The sequence below is a fragment of the Pantoea piersonii genome (assembly GCF_003612015.1).
Lineage (GTDB): Bacteria > Pseudomonadota > Gammaproteobacteria > Enterobacterales > Enterobacteriaceae > Pantoea > Pantoea piersonii.
Map to the genome: position 1 here is coordinate 669000 of NZ_RARB01000001.1, position 16076 is coordinate 685075.

Annotated in this window: 20 protein-coding genes; 9 read left to right on the top strand and 11 right to left on the bottom strand. The window is 58.0% G+C overall.

What is annotated here, in order from left to right:
* Positions 1 to 66 precede the first annotated feature (66 nt).
* A complete protein-coding gene (locus D7S44_RS03210; protein WP_120451977.1) occupies positions 67 to 990 on the bottom strand; it encodes a Kdo(2)-lipid IV(A) acyltransferase in 924 nt (307 codons plus the stop codon).
* Positions 991 to 1230: 240 nt separating this feature from the next.
* On the opposite strand from D7S44_RS03210, the gene trhO reads away from it, so the two are divergent.
* On the top strand, positions 1231 to 2280 hold the full coding sequence (gene trhO / locus D7S44_RS03215; RefSeq protein ID WP_120451979.1) for an oxygen-dependent tRNA uridine(34) hydroxylase TrhO: 1050 nt from the start codon (positions 1231 to 1233) through the stop codon (positions 2278 to 2280).
* 42 nt (positions 2281 to 2322) lie between these two features.
* Here the strand turns inward: trhO and solA are convergent, their stop codons facing one another.
* From solA to grxB, 7 genes are all read right to left on the bottom strand, one after another.
* Complete coding sequence (gene solA, locus D7S44_RS03220) at positions 2323 to 3441, bottom strand: N-methyl-L-tryptophan oxidase (protein WP_120451982.1); 1119 nt, start codon at positions 3439 to 3441, stop codon at positions 2323 to 2325.
* Positions 3442 to 3538: 97 nt separating this feature from the next.
* Positions 3539 to 3796 (bottom strand): biofilm formation regulator BssS, encoded by a 258-nt coding sequence (bssS, locus tag D7S44_RS03225; protein WP_120451984.1) that lies wholly within the window; start codon positions 3794 to 3796, stop codon positions 3539 to 3541.
* Between the two features lie 220 nt (positions 3797 to 4016).
* Positions 4017 to 4286 carry a hypothetical protein gene (locus D7S44_RS03230; protein WP_120451986.1) on the bottom strand — a complete coding sequence of 90 codons (270 nt, stop codon included), beginning with the start codon at positions 4284 to 4286 and terminating at the stop codon, positions 4017 to 4019.
* A 145-nt stretch (positions 4287 to 4431) separates the two neighbouring features.
* On the bottom strand, positions 4432 to 4677 hold the full coding sequence (gene dinI, locus D7S44_RS03235; RefSeq protein ID WP_120451988.1) for a DNA damage-inducible protein I: 246 nt from the start codon (positions 4675 to 4677) through the stop codon (positions 4432 to 4434).
* A gap of 69 nt (positions 4678 to 4746) precedes the next feature.
* On the bottom strand, positions 4747 to 5793 hold the full coding sequence (pyrC, locus tag D7S44_RS03240) for a dihydroorotase (RefSeq protein WP_120451990.1): 1047 nt from the start codon (positions 5791 to 5793) through the stop codon (positions 4747 to 4749).
* 301 nt (positions 5794 to 6094) lie between these two features.
* Positions 6095 to 6658 carry a lipoprotein gene (locus D7S44_RS03245; RefSeq protein ID WP_120451993.1) on the bottom strand — a complete coding sequence of 188 codons (564 nt, stop codon included), beginning with the start codon at positions 6656 to 6658 and terminating at the stop codon, positions 6095 to 6097.
* 108 nt (positions 6659 to 6766) lie between these two features.
* The gene (gene grxB, locus D7S44_RS03250; RefSeq protein ID WP_120451995.1) at positions 6767 to 7414 is read right to left on the bottom strand and encodes a glutaredoxin 2; all 648 of its coding nucleotides are present in this window, start codon (positions 7412 to 7414) and stop codon (positions 6767 to 6769) included.
* A 241-nt stretch (positions 7415 to 7655) separates the two neighbouring features.
* Between grxB and rimJ the strand changes: the two genes are divergently transcribed.
* From rimJ to murJ, 4 genes are all read left to right on the top strand, one after another.
* On the top strand, positions 7656 to 8246 hold the full coding sequence (rimJ, locus tag D7S44_RS03255; RefSeq protein WP_120451997.1) for a ribosomal protein S5-alanine N-acetyltransferase: 591 nt from the start codon (positions 7656 to 7658) through the stop codon (positions 8244 to 8246).
* A 13-nt stretch (positions 8247 to 8259) separates the two neighbouring features.
* Positions 8260 to 8889 carry a YceH family protein gene (locus D7S44_RS03260; RefSeq protein ID WP_120451999.1) on the top strand — a complete coding sequence of 210 codons (630 nt, stop codon included), beginning with the start codon at positions 8260 to 8262 and terminating at the stop codon, positions 8887 to 8889.
* A gap of 1 nt (position 8890) precedes the next feature.
* The gene (locus tag D7S44_RS03265) at positions 8891 to 9811 is read left to right on the top strand and encodes a Gfo/Idh/MocA family protein (protein ID WP_120452001.1); all 921 of its coding nucleotides are present in this window, start codon (positions 8891 to 8893) and stop codon (positions 9809 to 9811) included.
* 120 nt (positions 9812 to 9931) lie between these two features.
* On the top strand, positions 9932 to 11470 hold the full coding sequence (gene murJ, locus D7S44_RS03270; protein WP_120452003.1) for a murein biosynthesis integral membrane protein MurJ: 1539 nt from the start codon (positions 9932 to 9934) through the stop codon (positions 11468 to 11470).
* A gap of 189 nt (positions 11471 to 11659) precedes the next feature.
* On the opposite strand, the gene D7S44_RS03275 is transcribed toward murJ, so the two are convergent.
* The 3 genes from D7S44_RS03275 to flgA all read right to left on the bottom strand — a co-directional run bounded on the left by D7S44_RS03275 (position 11660) and on the right by flgA (position 13169).
* The gene (locus D7S44_RS03275) at positions 11660 to 12091 is read right to left on the bottom strand and encodes a flagella synthesis protein FlgN (RefSeq protein WP_120452005.1); all 432 of its coding nucleotides are present in this window, start codon (positions 12089 to 12091) and stop codon (positions 11660 to 11662) included.
* Between the two features lie 5 nt (positions 12092 to 12096).
* Positions 12097 to 12405 carry a flagellar biosynthesis anti-sigma factor FlgM gene (flgM, locus tag D7S44_RS03280; protein ID WP_120452007.1) on the bottom strand — a complete coding sequence of 103 codons (309 nt, stop codon included), beginning with the start codon at positions 12403 to 12405 and terminating at the stop codon, positions 12097 to 12099.
* Between the two features lie 104 nt (positions 12406 to 12509).
* On the bottom strand, positions 12510 to 13169 hold the full coding sequence (gene flgA / locus D7S44_RS03285; RefSeq protein ID WP_120452009.1) for a flagellar basal body P-ring formation chaperone FlgA: 660 nt from the start codon (positions 13167 to 13169) through the stop codon (positions 12510 to 12512).
* A 154-nt stretch (positions 13170 to 13323) separates the two neighbouring features.
* Here flgA and flgB point away from each other — a divergent pair, with 154 nt between their 5' ends.
* Genes flgB through flgE form a run of 4 tightly spaced genes read left to right on the top strand, consistent with a single transcriptional unit; the run spans position 13324 to position 16072 of the window.
* On the top strand, positions 13324 to 13737 hold the full coding sequence (gene flgB / locus D7S44_RS03290) for a flagellar basal body rod protein FlgB (protein ID WP_120452011.1): 414 nt from the start codon (positions 13324 to 13326) through the stop codon (positions 13735 to 13737).
* A gap of 2 nt (positions 13738 to 13739) precedes the next feature.
* Positions 13740 to 14144, top strand: coding sequence for a flagellar basal body rod protein FlgC (gene flgC / locus D7S44_RS03295; protein ID WP_033789486.1), 405 nt, complete (start codon positions 13740 to 13742; stop codon positions 14142 to 14144).
* Positions 14145 to 14156: 12 nt separating this feature from the next.
* Positions 14157 to 14828, top strand: coding sequence for a flagellar hook assembly protein FlgD (flgD, locus tag D7S44_RS03300; protein WP_120452013.1), 672 nt, complete (start codon positions 14157 to 14159; stop codon positions 14826 to 14828).
* A 26-nt stretch (positions 14829 to 14854) separates the two neighbouring features.
* Positions 14855 to 16072 (top strand): flagellar hook protein FlgE, encoded by a 1218-nt coding sequence (gene flgE / locus D7S44_RS03305; RefSeq protein WP_120452015.1) that lies wholly within the window; start codon positions 14855 to 14857, stop codon positions 16070 to 16072.
* Positions 16073 to 16076 lie beyond the last annotated feature (4 nt).

Genomic DNA, 16076 nt, shown 5'->3' on the forward strand with positions numbered 1-16076 from the left:
TATTGTAAGCGTAAGCGGTAGTAATGCTTAACGCCAGCGGGTGTAAGGGCACCCGCTGGCGAGAGATTAGTAGCGTGAAGGCTCGCCTTCGGGGCGGGTTTTAAAGCGGCGATGCAGCCACATATATTGCTCAGGCGCCAGCAGCACGCCTTCTTCCACCACTTTATTCATTTGCGCGGCGGTTGCGACATCGCTGTCGAGCGGCATCTGCTCGCTGACGTCAGGTAAAATCAGCATCTGATAGCCGCGGCCGTGCGGCAGACGACGCGGAACAAAAGGCACCACGTGCGGCTTGCCGCTGCGGATCAGCAGATAGGTGCCCACCGTGGTAGCGGCTTTTTCCACCGCAAAGAAGGGCACAAACACGCTGCTGCGCGGGCCGTAGTCGTGATCGGGCGCGTACCAGATAATATCGCCGTTTTTCAGCGCGCGGATCATGCCTTTCAAATCCTTGCGATCGAGCATGCTTTTGTTAGAGCGCATACGGCCCCAGGTCTGCAGCCAGTCGAGCAGCTTATTATCGTTAGGTCGATAAACGCCGATGCCGGGATTGTAGATGCCAAAAATACGCGCGCCTAACTCCAGCGTCAGAAAGTGCATACCGATAAGCAGCACGCCGCGCTGTTCATCTTTGGCTTTTTGAATATGCTCAAGACCTGAAACATCAAACCACTTTTTAATGCGCCAGTCGGGCCAGAACCATGCCATGCCGGTTTCGATTAACCCCATGCCTACCGACTCAAAGTTATGCTTTACCATCGCATCTCGCTCGCTGGCAGGCATATCGGGAAAGCAGAGTTCCAGATTACGCTGGGCGATGGCGACGCGGCGCTTTAAAAAGCGCATCGCGATACGGCCTAAGCCGCAACCGAGCACGTAGAGTAACGGGTAGGGCAGCAGGACCAGCAGATAGAGAAAAGCGATGCCCAACCAGGTCAGCCAGTAACGGGGATGAAGGAGCTCTCGGGAAAATTGCGGCAGTTGAGTCATAGAGAAAAGCTTATCCTGCGTAAGGCGCCCATTGACGCCAATATCTCGTTGATTTTCCCCTATTGTGCCAGCTTTTCTTCTGCGCTGAAATAAATGCGGGCTGATTGCGCATGCGGCGAACTGAAAATAGCCAGGCCAGCAGAGCGGTTAAAAAGGGGGCCAGATCAATTTTCTTTGCATCCTGGTGCTTTGCTGTATCATGTGCGGCGCAATTTTTTATCCAAAACAGGAACGAACACCATGCCAGTGTTACATAACCTTGTTAACAACAAAGAGCTGAAGGCGCGCATGCTGGCGGAAACCGAACCGCGCACGACCGTCTCGTTCTACAAATACTTCCACATCGCCGATCCCCAGGCTTTTCGCGACGCGCTTTATCTCGGCCTGACCGAGCTGAAGGTTTTTGGCCGCGTCTACGTGGCGAAAGAGGGCATCAACGCGCAAATCAGCGTGCCAGCCAGCCTCTATGAAAAAATGAAGGCTTTTCTCTACGGCTTTGATGCGGCGCTGGATAATTTGCGCATGAATATCGCGCTTGATGACGACGGCAAATCTTTCTGGGTGCTACGCCTGAAGGTACGCGATCGCATCGTGGCGGACGGTATTGAAGATGAGAGCTTCGACGCCAGCGATGTTGGCACCTACCTGAAGGCGGCGGATGTTAACGCGATGCTGGACGATCCTGACGCAGTGTTTGTCGATATGCGCAACCACTACGAATATGAAGTGGGCCGCTTTGACAATGCAATGGAGATTCCGGCCGATACCTTCCGCGATCAGCTGCCGATGGCGGTCGAGATGCTGCAAGAGCAGAAAGACAAAAAAATCGTTATGTACTGCACCGGCGGCATTCGCTGCGAAAAGGCGAGCGCCTGGATGCGTCATAACGGTTTCGAGGATGTGTACCATATCGAAGGCGGCATTATCGAATATGCGCGCCGTGCGCGCGAGCAGGGTTTGCCGGTGCGCTTCAGGGGCAAGAACTTCGTCTTCGACGAGCGAATGGGCGAGCGGATCTCAGACGATGTGCTGTCGCAATGTCATCAGTGCGGCGCGCCGTGCGATACCCACACTAACTGCGTCAACGACGGCTGTCATCTGCTGTTTATTCAGTGCCCGAGCTGCGCCGAGAAGTTTCACAACTGCTGCAGCCCGCTCTGTATGGAAGAGTCGCAGCTGTCGCCGGAAGAGCAGCGCGCGCGCCGCGCCGGTCGTGAAAACGGCAATAAAATTTTCAATAAATCGCGTGGCCGTCTGACGATGGCGATCCCGTCGCCAGAGAAAGAGTAACGCTTCGAGCCTGACGCGCCTGCGTCAGGCTTTTTTCTCTCTTCAGCGGTCGAAGCGGGAAAGCGAGAAGGGCGCGAGATCAAACGAAAAGGGTTTATCAAGCGCAAACTCCGTCGCCAGCTCACCCAGCACGCTGGCAAACTTAAACCCATGTCCGCTAAGGCCGGTAATAATCAGGCGATTTGGCTCATCCGGCAGGGTATCGATAATAAAATCTTCATCTGGACTCACATCGTAGCTACAGGCTTCGCCGTGCAGGCAAACGCCCACCCCAGGCAAGAATTTACGCAGAAACGCAAAGGCGTCACTGCCGTCTTCGGCGAAGCTGCCGAATGGCTTGCGATCTTCCGGCTGCTTCATCGGTTGGCCGCCGTCATGGCGTCCTAATTTCAGCGCATTGTTGTCCGCCGGGAAGCCGTAAAACTGGCTGCCATTCTCCATCTCTACTGTAAAGCCAGGGAATTTATTGTTTTCGCTGTAGCGGCCGTCGGCCTGATACCAGGCGAACACTTTGCGCGTCGGCTTCAGCGGCAAATTGGGCACCAGCTTGCCGACCCAGGTTCCGGCGCTGATCAGCAGTTTACGCGCGCGGAAGGTGCCGTCTGCCGTCACCACCTGCTGCAGATCGCCGTCACGGCCAATCTGCGATACGCCGCAGTTAAACAGCTGCGCGCAGCCCGCCTGCTCGGCGAGCGAAATCCAGCTGCGCACCGCCTGCTCGCACTTCAGATAGCCTGACTGAGGCTCAAACACGCCGATATAACCGTCAGGCACGCTGATCTGCGGCCAGCGCTGCCGAACTTCATCTGCCTGCAGCACCTGCACGTCGAGCTTCCACGCCTGCGCGCTCTCGATCACGTTGCGAATGAATTCTGAGTGAAGGGGCGCAAGATTGATAATGCCGCTGCGGTGCATGATGCGTTCGCCAGCCTGCTTCTCCAGCTCGTCCCACAGCGTCTGCGCGCGTAGCACCAGCGGAACATAGCGTTCGCCTTCGCCGTAGGCGTGGCGGATCAGGCGCGTTTCGCCGTGATGCGTGCCCTGGTTATGCGGCGGATGGCTGGAATCGATCATCAGCACCGACAGGCCCGCCTGGGTGGCATAAAAGCCTGCGGCGGCGCCTACGGAACCGCTGCCCACCACAATCAGATCATAAATCATTGAATGGAAACTCCTGTAAGCCGTAACACGCTCAGCAGCATAACAGAATCAGAAATGAAAAAGGCACCCCTGAGGGTGCCCGTTCATCTGGCGGAGACTAATGTTTGGACTGGTAACGTTCCATCTGCTCGGCCGATTCGATCTTGGCAATGCCAGCTTCGAGAATAGAAATAAATTGCCTTGCCACGTCTGTTGTCAGCCAGTAGGTCGGTCCGACGTCTGCTTCTTCTTCTTTTTGATCCTGCGATGAAAGCGAGTGTAAGCGGATCATCATAGCGTCGTAGCTGTCTACGGTACTGATATCCCAGCCCACCAGCGGGTGAGTCTGAATAACGTCTTTATTATTACTGTCCATTATAACCTCCTTATTACTCGTTAAACGAAGTGCATGATGAGGTTCAATGCGGCTTTTTTATCCAGTAGCGAGACAATTATAACAGAAAATAAGCTCTATCCGATTAAAAAGTGCGGCGAACAAAAAGTGAGCGAAATATTCGGCGTTAAAAAAGGCATTAAAAAAAATAAAATGCCTGACGCATCAGGCAGTTTTTTTGTACGGTGACGCGCGGAAAAAATCAGGCCAGGGGGTCAGCCGGCTGCGCGCTGTGTGGCTTTTGCAACGTCAGCGCCAGACGGGCGAAATGCTGTTGCAAATGTTCGTCATGGTTCTGGTTTTGCGCCTCAAGCGTCAGGTGATGTACCAGCAACTGAGCGGCGCGCTCGTCGAGGCAGAGAGTAAGACTGGAGAAGGCACTTTCCAGCACCGTCAGGCGACGCTGCTGTTCAGCAATCAGCGCCAGCAGCTCACCGAAGGTCATGGCCTCTTCCGGGTTTTCGGTCATCATTTCGTCGCACCTCCTGTTAAGCATAACGAGCGCAAGAATAGGCGATTGATCGATCTGAGTCTAGATGCAGGAAAAAGTTCTGGCGAGAGGAGAGAGCGATAAAAAAGCCGGATGGCGACACCCGGCAAAAACTGCGCAGTGGCGGTTAATCGGTAATAAACCAGTCGTCAGCGCTTTCCCAGGTTTCCTGTAAAATATCGCTGATACGATCGCGCGTCTCTTTACCACCGCCCAGCACACTAAGCTGGTTCGCAGTGGCATAGCGCACCTTGACGTGATTCTGGTCGTCGGGAAACTCTTCATCGATACGGCGGGAAAGTTCTGCCGTCAGCGCCTCCATGGCGCCGGACGGAAGCGGGGACGTTTTGGCAACGGTAATTTCAACACGCATAGCAGCCTCCGGATTAGATGCTGTATATATTTACAGTATATTCGGGCCGGAGGCAAGCGAAAGCGCAGATCAGATTTTTACGCGCCAGTTTAAGGTCTCGCCAGCCAGGAAAGGAACCAGCGCATGCTCGCCCATGCTGATGCTCTCTTCTACTTTCCAGGGTTCACGCACCAGGGTCAGCGATCCTTCATTCAGCGGCAGGCCGTAAAAACGGGGGCCGTTCTCCGAACAGAAGGCTTCCAGATGCTGCAGGGCGCCCAGCTCCTCAAAGACGGTGGCATACGCAGGCAGCGACACAGGTGCGTTAAAGACGCCCGCGCAACCGCAGCTCGCCTCTTTCAGATGACGCAGATGCGGCGCCGTATCGGTGCCGAGGAAAAAGCGCGGATGACCGCTGGCGACCACGTTGCGCAGCGCTTCCTGATGGATGTTGCGCTTGAGGATCGGCAGGCAGTAGAGGTGCGGACGCACGCCGCCGACCAGCATATGGTTGCGGTTGAACATCAGATGCTGGGGCGTGATGGTCGCGCCAAGCTTGTCGTTGCCCGCCTCGACATACTGCGCCGCTTCCCGCGTCGTAATGTGTTCGAAGACGATTTTCAGTTCCGGATAGGCTTTGCGCAGCGGCTCCATAACCGTCTCAATAAAGCGCGCCTCGCGATCGAAAATATCAATATCGGTGTGGGTCACTTCGCCATGGATTAACAGCGGCATGCCAATCTTCTGCATACGCTCCAGCACGTTGCTAATGGCGGCAATATTCGTAACGCCGTGGCTGGAGTTGGTGGTGGCGTGCGCCGGATAGAGTTTCGCGGCGGTGAAAACGCCCGTGGTAAAACCCTGTTCAATCTCGTTGGGATCGAGCGAGTCGGTGAGATAGCAGGTCATCAGCGGGGTGAAGCGGTGCTCAGCCGGCAGTGCGGCCAGAATGCGTTCGCGGTAGGCGACAGCCGCGGCGACGCTGGTCACTGGCGGCACCAGATTAGGCATCACGATGGCACGTCCGTTAACCGCGCTGGTATAGGGCAGGACCGTATTTAGCATCGCGTCGTCGCGCAGATGAATATGCCAGTCGTCAGGGCGGCGGATAGTAAGTTGCTGAGGGTGTGCAGTCATCAGTGAAGCTCCGGCTAGTCAGGAAACGTAGAGGCGCGTTTTGGCCGGGTACAAAGCATAAGGCGTCGGGCAACCGTTTGCACTTCTTTTCTTACAGGAAAAACGGTCAGGTTCCGATGGCTGGATAGATAACGTGCAAAGGTGGGCGACATGGCCCGCTCGCAGAGCGGTAAAAGCGCCATCCATGGCGGCTCAGCCCGTGCGGTCACGTCGGTAACCGGGCCAGTGCGCGGCCGTTGCTTCTCCGGCGCGGACGCCGTGCTGACGCCCGGTCGGCGCGCGCTTCACTTGTACAGGCGACTTACTGGGTAAAAGGGATCACCAGCTGGCCAGGCTCAACCTTCAGCCCTTTAGCGAATTTCTTCGCCAGCGCCTCGCCTTTGCTGCGATCGACGCTCAGCACGTAGGCTGGCTTCTGATTGAAGTAGCTTTTCAGCGACTGGTTCAGGTAGGGCGTCAGGCTTTTCATAACCGCTGCCATTTTCTCCGGCTGCACCTGCGCGTCGACGATTTCCAGATCGCGCAGATAGACGGCGCCCTGCTGCGCATCAAATACCGGCTGCGCCTTCATTTTGAGCTGCATATCCGCGTCCTGCGGGCCAAACAGCGAGGTGACGCTGATTTTTGCCCTGCCGGTAAGCGTCACCTTGTCCGGCTCTTCGCGGCCGATCTGGCTGCTGAGATCGGTTAACAGAATATGGGCGTTCACCAGACCGGCTACGCCAATATCTTTTTCATAATTGTTGTGTTTTGCCAGCGCCTGGTTCACTTCCTGCTCGCTGATGGTGTACTGCGTAAGCTGATTGCAGCCGCTAACCAGCACGGCGAAAAACAGGGCGAGCAGCCCAGGAAATGCCTTTTTCATATTGTCCTCATCCGGATTGATCTAATGCAGGGCATAGGGTGCCTGAATGCGGAAGAGGTGTCATTAAGAAGGCGATGAGAAACGCAGCGCGTCTCTCATCGAATCACGTCAGATGGCAATGGAGGAGAGCAGATTGACCTGCGTCTGTTTCGCCATATTATCGCGGTAGTCGGCGACGCGGCTGGGCCAGTCGATACCGGCCACCAGCGTCAGCGAGCGCAGCAGCGGAAAGAGGTGAATATCATCTTCCGACAGCTCGCCGTTGACCGCATTAGGTTTAACGATCAGCTTGTCGAGCTGACGTAGATCGTCGCTGATCTTTTTGATCAGGCCTGGCGCATGGCTCTTCAGCTCCGCAAAATCGCCCATCGCCGCCTCTTTCTTGTTGCGGAAATAGCTGCGCGCCTCTGGCGTGGCAAACTCGGCAAAAGCGGCTTCAGCGATGCGCGGCAGCAGCAGCTTGTTGATATAGCCGTTTACATGACGCAGCCAGTCGCTGATAGCTGGATTCATCTTGCCATTCAACAGCGGCTCTCGGTCGCTTTTATCGATAAAGCGCACAATATCCATGCTTTCCGGCATCGCGCTGCCGTCATCTTTTTGCAGGATGGGCGCGACCTTCTGACCCACCAGTTTTTTCGGCGTGGCTTCATCGTCGTTAAGCATCACGATCAGTTCTACCGGCAGGTTTTTCAGGCCGAAAATCATGCGTGCTTTGACGCAAAAGGGGCAGTGGTCGTAGATGTAGAGTTTCATCCCGGTCTCCTTTTGATATTCAGGGCAACGGACGCCACCCTGATTGAGGACGTGCCGAGAGTATGGAAGAGATTAGCGGCAAGGGCAAACCGACGCCGCAGGCGGGCCGGGATTTACAATATAAAATCAAGGCGTTTGGCGTCGGCTGTTAACGAATATTTTACCGCAGCAGGGGTGACGGTTATAGTGAAAGCAATGTGTTGGCACCGCTTTCTTTAAGCCTCAGATTTCAGGAGTCATGATGTTTGGCTATCGTTCTGCCGCGCCCAGGGTGCGATTAACCACCGACCGGCTGGTGGTTCGTCTGGTTCATGAGCGCGACGCCTGGCGGCTGGCGGATTACTACGCCGAAAACCGCGCCTTTTTAAAACCCTGGGAGCCGGTGCGCGACGAGAGCCACTGTTATCCTTCAGGCTGGCAGGCGCGGCTGGGCCTGATCGCCGACATGCATAAAAGCGGTTCCGCTTACTATTTCATTCTGATGGATCCTGAGGAAAGCGAAGTGCGCGGCGTCGCGAACTTCAGCAACGTGCTGCGCGGCTCGTTCCACGCCTGCTACCTCGGCTATTCGCTGGGGGAGAAGTGGCAGGGGCAGGGACTGATGTTTGAGGCGCTACAGGTCGCCATTCGCTATATGCAACGTCAGCAGAATATTCATCGCATCATGGCGAACTATATGCCGCATAATCAGCGCAGCGGCGCGCTGCTGGCGCGCCTGGGCTTTGAGAAAGAAGGGTATGCGAAAGATTATCTGCTCATCGACGGTCGCTGGCAGGATCATGTGTTGACCGCGCTGACGCGTCAGGACTGGACGCCGGATCGGCGTGGCTAATAAGGAGATAAGAATGAAAATGGCACTTTCACCGCTGGCGTTGCGGATTCTTGGCTGCCTGCTGGAGAAACAGGTCACTACGCCGGAACAGTATCCGCTGTCGCTGAATGCGGTAGTGACCGCCTGCAATCAGAAATCGAACCGCGAGCCGGTGATGAATCTCACGGAAAGCGAGGTGCAGGATGAACTGGACCGGCTGGCGAAAAAACATCTGGTGACCGCTAACAGCGGCTTCGGTCAGCGCGTGGCGAAATATGAGCAGCGCTTCTGCAACTCCACCTTCGGCAACCTGCAGCTTAGCAGCGCCGAGATAGCGATCCTGACGCTGCTGTTCCTGCGCGGCGCGCAAACGCCGGGCGAGCTGCGCACGCGCAGCGGCAGGCTGCACGAATTCGCCGAGGTCGCGGAGGTTGAAAGCACGCTGGCCGGGTTAGCCGAACGAGAAATGGTGGCGCGGCTGCCGCGCGAGCCGGGCAAACGCGAGAGCCGCTATCTGCATCTGTTTGGCGATGAGAAAGCTCCCGCCGAAGCGGAAACGCCGCTGGAAGATAACAGCGATCTCAGCGCGCGCGTCGCGGTGCTGGAGCAGTCGCTTTCTGCCTTACAGGCGCTGGTGCAGGCGCTGCTGCATAAAGGAGGGTGAGATGAGAGTGCGAATTGGCGTCGTCGGGCTGGGCGCGATTGCGCAGAAAGCCTGGCTGCCGGTACTGGCGCAGGCGGAGAGCTGGACGCTGGCTGGCGCGTTCTCGCCTGACCAGCAGAAGGCGCGGACGCTGTGCGACAACTACCGCATGGCCTGCTTCTCCTCGCTGAATGCGCTGGCGGACGCCTGCGATGCGGTCTTTGTCCACAGCAGCACCGCTACCCACTATGAGATCGTCAACGCGCTGCTGCTGGCGGGAAAAGATGTGCTGGTGGATAAGCCGCTGGCTGACAATTACAGTCAGGCCGAGGCGCTGGTGGCGCTGGCGGAAAAGCGCGGCCGCAAACTGATGGTGGGCTTCAATCGCCGCTTTGCGCCGCGCTATCAGCAGCTACGGGTGGCGATGCCGCAGGCTGCCAGCCTGCGTCTGGAGAAGCACCGCAGCGACAGCGTGGGGCCGCAGGATCTGCGCTTTACGCTGCTCGATGACTACCTGCACGTGGTGGATACCGCGCTGTGGCTGGCGGGCGGTCGCGCCAGACAGCTTCATGGCCATATCAGCATCAACGAGCGCGGCGAGATGCTCTATGCCGAGCACCATTTCAACGCCGGGGGCGTGCAACTCACTACCAGCATGCATCGCCGCGCAGGCAGCCAGCGCGAGCGTGCGAGCCTGGTGGGCGATGGACGATCTATTGACGTGCTGGAGATGCGCGACTGGCAGGAAGAGCGCGGCGACGGCGTGCGCATCGACCCGCCGCCCGCCTGGCAAAGTCATCTGGCCCAGCGCGGCTTTAGCGGCGCGGCGCACCATTTTATTCAGTGCGTGCAGAATCAGACGATGCCTGAAACAAGCGGCGAACAGGCGCTGCTGGCGCAGCGCGTCGTAGAAAAAATGTGGCGCGAGGCGGAAAAGGAATAACGCCTTGTAACACTCCGTGCTGGTCATTTCCCGCCATGGCAGTAGACTATCGCCGGGCGCCGCTGGGCGCCCGCGCTAAGTAGCTCATTTTGCCGACTCTTTTCAGGACGCGCGCCAATTATGAATCTGTTGAAATCGCTGGCAGCGGTCAGTTCCATGACCCTGTTTTCCCGCGTATTGGGTTTTGCCCGTGACGCCATTGTGGCGCGGGTGTTCGGCGCCGGGATGGCCACGGACGCCTTCTTCGTCGCCTTTAAATTGCCTAACCTGCTGCGGCGTATTTTTGCCGAAGGCGCTTTTTCCCAGGCTTTCGTGCCGATCCTCGCCGAGTATAAAAGCAAGCAGGGCGAAGAGGCGACGCGGCTCTTCATCGCCTACGTATCCGGCCTGTTGACGCTGGCGCTGGCGCTGGTGACGGTCGCGGGGATGGTCGCCGCGCCCTGGGTGATTCTGGTTACTGCGCCCGGCTTTGCCGATACCGCCGATAAGTTCGCGCTCACCAGCGCGCTGCTGCGCGTGACCTTTCCCTATATTTTGCTGATTTCGCTCGCTTCGCTGGCGGGTGCCATCCTCAATACCTGGAACCGCTTCTCCGTTCCCGCCTTTGCGCCTACGCTGCTGAATATCAGCATGATCGGCTTTGCGCTTTTCGCCGCGCCGCACTTCCATCCTCCGGTCATGGCGCTGGCGTGGGCGGTAGTGGCTGGCGGCGTGCTGCAGCTCTTCTATCAGCTGCCGCATTTGAAAAAAATCGGCATGCTGGTGCTGCCGCGCATTAACCTGAAGGATGCGGGTGTCTGGCGCGTAATGCGTCAGATGGGGCCGGCGATCCTTGGCGTCTCCGTCAGCCAGATCTCGCTTATCATCAATACCATTTTCGCCTCTTTCCTCGTCTCCGGCTCCGTCTCCTGGATGTATTACGCCGATCGTCTGATGGAGTTCCCCTCGGGCGTGCTGGGCGTGGCGCTCGGCACCATTCTGCTGCCGTCGCTGGCGAAGAGTTTTTCCAGCGGCAATCACGACGAGTATTCGCGCCTGATGGACTGGGGGCTGCGCCTCTGCTTCCTGCTGGCGCTGCCGAGCGCGGTGGCGCTGGGTATTCTCTCCGGCCCGCTGACCGTCGCGCTGTTCCAGTACGGCAAGTTCTCCGCCTTTGACGCCCTGATGACGCAGCGCGCGCTGATTGCCTATTCGGTAGGGCTGATGGGCCTGATCGTGGTGAAAGTGCTGGCGCCGGGGTTCTATTCGCGTCAGGACATCAAGACGCCGGTCAAGATCGCCATGATTACGCTGGTGATGACCCAGCTGATGAACCTGGCCTTTATCGGCCCGCTGAAGCATGCCGGACTGTCGCTCTCAATCGGCCTGGCGGCCTGTCTCAACGCCGGGTTGCTCTACTGGCAGCTGCGTAAACAGCAAATTTTTCAGCCGCAGCCGGGCTGGGCGAGCTTTCTGCTGCGCCTGCTGATTGCGGTGGTGGTAATGGCGGCGGCGCTGGTGGGCATTCTTTCGCTGATGCCAGCGTGGGAAGAGGGCGCGATGGTCTGGCGTTTGCTGCGTCTGGCGGCAGTCTGCGCGGTGGGCGGCGGTGCTTACTTCCTGACGCTGGGTCTGCTTGGCTTTCGACCGCGCGACTATGCGCGTCGGGCGCATACGTAAAACAGCAAAAATCCCGCTCAGAAGGCGGGATTTTTTTACAGGTGGCTCAAAAAGCTAACGTGCAAGTGACAGAGACGCAGCACAAAGCGTCCCGCCACCTTCCGGTCGCGGGACGCGCAAGCATAACTGTGATGAGCGGCTTGACGGTCGGGTACTGTTACGCCCGCACGTTCACCGCAATCCACTCTTTTATACTTTCCTGCTCAGCGTCGTCTGACCTTTACCCAGCCCGTCCGGGCCGTAAAACGCCTGCGTCTGATGCGGCTTGAGAACAGCCAGCGCCTCTTCGGTAAAACGGATCTGCTGATTAAGCAGCAGACCGCTATGGGTATTGGCGTTATTTAAGCGACGCGTCATCTGGCCAATGCTCTGCCAGCGGCGCGTCATATCACTGTGACCAGCATAAGGCGCCTGGGTGCCGAGCTGACGCTCGGTGCTGCGACGCATCTCGTCGAGATAGCTCAGCGTCGCCAGCAGCGCGCCTTTATCTTCGGTAATGCGCTGCAGCAGATTACTGTTAATCCTGCCCGCGGAGAGTTGAAGCTGCTCCTCTTCGATAACGTTCGAAAGGGAGGAGAGCACCTCCTGCATCTTATCCAGTGTGGTCAACAGGTTGTTCATGGGGATTATTTACCCTCTAAATACGCCTTAGTGTCGGCAATCAGCGCATCGGCGATCTTGCCGGTATCCATTTTCAGTTCGCCATTGCGAATGGCGGTTTTCAGCTGTTCGACGCGCGCCACGTTAATATCATTGCTGCCCGACTGGGTCAGCTGCGACTGCGCGTTGCTCAGGCTAACCTGAGCGGCGGCGGGCGCGGTTGTCGTTGCGGTCGTGCTCGATGCCTGGCGCGTTTTACCGGCTGCGGACTCGTTGTTTTCACGGGTCTGCACGGTGGCGACGGGCTTCAGAGGTTGCGTTCTGTCGATGCTCATATTCGGGCTCCTGTACGGTCAGGGGGAAACTGCCACCTGAATCAGAATAGCGTAATCGCTTAGTTGATTTCTCTATCGGCAGAACAGTAGCGTTCTTTAGTGCCTTATAGCGATATCAGAATATTCCCATCCGCATCGACTTTTCCGCTCACCACCTGGCCATTATCCATGCGCACGCGCACCGACTGCGCCAGTATGGCATTGTTTAACGCTTTGCCTTCGCCGCTGGCGTTAAAGCCCTCTCCGCTGGCGATAACCATCACGCTCTGACCCGCCTTCACGCGCCATGGCTGACGCATCATCGACAGCGTCACCGGCTGGCCCGGCTGAATATCGCGCAGCACGACGGCGTCTGCCACTGAACTGACCTCCAGCAGCGCGCGCGCCGGCAGGGTGTCGAGACGGCCGCTCTGCAGGCGGAAATCGTCGGCGCTCACCGTAGCGCCGCGCGCCAGCAGACGCGTCGCCACCAGATATTGGCCGGTGACCTGCACCTGCACCTGCAGAAAACGCCGCGTATCGCCGCAGGTAGCGGCCACGCTCATCGGTCCCCACAGGCGAGTGTTGCCGGGCAACGTAAACTGGGGCGCGTCGCAGGTCGGCCATTGCGCCTGCGGCGTCTTAATTTCAACCGTCATGCCTGCCGCATGCTGCACGTCGCGAGCCTGGAAAAAGTGCGTCAGCTGAGCGGGCAGATCGGCGGCGCTGGCGGGCAGGGCGATGAGCGCCAGCAGGCCGGCCAACAGGTGGGTAATGTTACGCATCAAAAGACTCCTTGCTGCTGATGGCGACGAGTGTACTCGCGTCGCGACAAAATCAAGGCGAAAAATAGCTGTGGTTTTTGGCGTTATTCAGACGATAGCCCTTGCTTTTTCCCAATTAAGCTATCCGCTCGAAATTCTCATTCGCGGAGGAAGCATGCTCGACAAACTTGATGCTGCGCTGCAATTCGGCACTGAAGCGCTCAACCTGCGTGCTCAACGCCAGGAGATCCTGGCGTCAAACATTGCCAACGCCGATACCCCTGGCTATCAGGCACGGGATATCGACTTTGCCAGCGAGCTCAGTCGGGTAATGAAAAACGGCCGCGCCGAAGGCAGCAGCATGGCGCTGAAGGTGACCTCGCCGCGCCATATCGAAGCGCAGGTCAACTCGGCGGCATCGGCAAATCTGCTTTATCGCATTCCCGATCAGCCTGCGGCCGACGGCAATACCGTCGATATGGATCGCGAACGTACCCAGTTCGCGGACAACAGTCTGAAGTATCAGACCGATCTCACCCTCATCAGCAGCCAGATCAAGAGCATGATGAGCGTGTTACAGGGGCAATAAACATGGCACTGCTGAATATTTTTGACATTGCCGGGTCAGCGATGACCGCGCAATCCCAGCGTCTCAACGTTAGCGCCAGTAACCTGGCGAACGCCGACAGCGTCACCGGCCCGGACGGCAAGCCTTACGTGGCGAAGCAGGTGGTGTTTCAGACCGATGCGGCGCCTGGCGCGGCGACCGGCGGCGTAAAAGTGGCGCAGGTGCTGGACGATCCCTCTCCGGCGAAGCTGGTGTATGACCCAGGCAACCCGCTGGCAGACGACAAGGGCTACGTGAAGATGCCGAACGTGGACGTGGTGGCGGAATCCGTCAACACCATGTCGGCGTCGCGCAGCTATCAGGCCAACGTCGAGGTTCTGAACACCGTGAAGTCAATGATGATGAAAACCCTGACGATGGGTTCCTGAGGAAGATAAAACATGGGCATTGCAGTAGGCGTCAATGAGAAACTGGACCCCACGGTCCTCAGCTCGTCCAGCACCGGCACCAGCAACAGCGCACAGGATCTGCAGAACCAGTTTCTGACCATGCTGGTGACGCAGTTGCAGAATCAGGATCCCACCAATCCGATGGACAACAGCCAGCTCACCACGCAGCTGGCGCAGATCAACACCCTGAGCGGCATTGAAAAACTCAATACCACGCTCGGCTCGATCTCTGGTCAGATCAGTACCAGTCAGTCACTGCAGAGCTCGACGCTGATCGGCCACGGCGTGATGGTTGACGGCTCGCAGGTGCTGGTCGGCAAGGGCACCACAACGCCGTTTGGCGTTGAGCTGACTACCGCCTCTACCGCCACGACCGCCAGCATTAAAGATTCCAGCGGCAACGTGGTGCGCACCATCGATCTGGGCGCGCTCTCATCCGGCGTGCATACCTTCTCGTGGGACGGCACCCTGGCGGACAGCTCTACCGCGCCGGACGGCAAATATACGGTTTCAATCGCCGCCAGCAATGGCAGCACGCAACTGGTGGCCCAGCCGCTCAGCTACGCCTATGTCAACGGCGTATCGACGGCAGACAGCACTACCAAACTGGATCTCGGCACCATGGGCTCCGCAACCCTTGATGAAGTACGTCAGATTCTCTGATTAACCTGTAAGCAGGAGAAATAAACATGTCATTTTCCCAAGCGGTGAGCGGCCTGGGCGCTGCCTCCAGCAACCTGGACGTTATCGGCAACAACATCGCCAACTCCGCGACGGCGGGCTTTAAGTCCAGCACCATCGCCTTCGCCGATATGTTCGCCGGTTCAAACGTCGGCCTCGGCACCAAAGTGGCGGCGGTGATCCAGAACTTCAACGACGGTTCTACCACCACTACCAGCCGTGGCCTGGACGTCGCGCTGAGCGGCAACGGCTTCTTCCGCGTGGCTGACGCCAGCGGCGCGGTCTACTACTCGCGCAACGGCCAGTTTACGCTGGATGCGAACCGTAACCTGGTGAACACCCAGGGCCAGTTTGTGACCGGCTATCCGGTAAGCGGCACGCCGCCGACGGTGCAGACCGGCGCCAACCCGGTCGCGCTGAGCATTCCAACCACCCAGATGACGGCGCGCGCGACCACTACCGCGACTCAGGTGGCGAACCTGAACTCTACCAGCACCGTTCCGACGGTGACGCCTTTCAGCGCCAGCAATGTCGACAGCTATAACGCGAAAAGCACCATGACGGTCTATGACTCGCAGGGTAACGATCACACCCTCGACATGTACTACGTCAAAACTGCCGACAACAACTGGACGGTGCACGCGATCGACTCCACTACCGGCACCAGCGCGGGCGATTTCACCGCGGCGTTCGACAGCAGCGGTAAAATGACCGGCCTTAACGGCGGTACGGGTTCAACCGTAAACCTGACCATTAACGGCGCAAACGGCGCGGCGGCAAACCAGACCATTGCGCTGAGCATGCTGGGCAGCCTGCAGCAGAACACCGGCACCACCACCTTCGGCAACCCGACTCAGGATGGCTACGCGCCGGGCGACCTCACCAGCTACGCCATTAACGACGACGGCACCATTACCGGTAGCTACTCGAACCAGAAAACGCAGCTGCTGGGACAGATCGTACTGGCCAGTTTCTCTAACCCGGAAGGGCTGCAGTCGCAGGGCGACAACGTCTGGTCCGCTACCAGCTCCTCCGGCCAGGCAGCGGTCGGTGTGGCAGGCACCGGCACCTTCGGTTCGCTGACCTCCGGCGCGCTGGAAGCGTCGAACGTCGATATGAGTAAAGAACTGGTAAACATGATCGTGGCGCAGCGCAACTATCAGGCGAACGCCCAGACCATCAAAACTCAGGACCAGATTCTTAACACCCTGGTTAACTTGCGTTAATTCA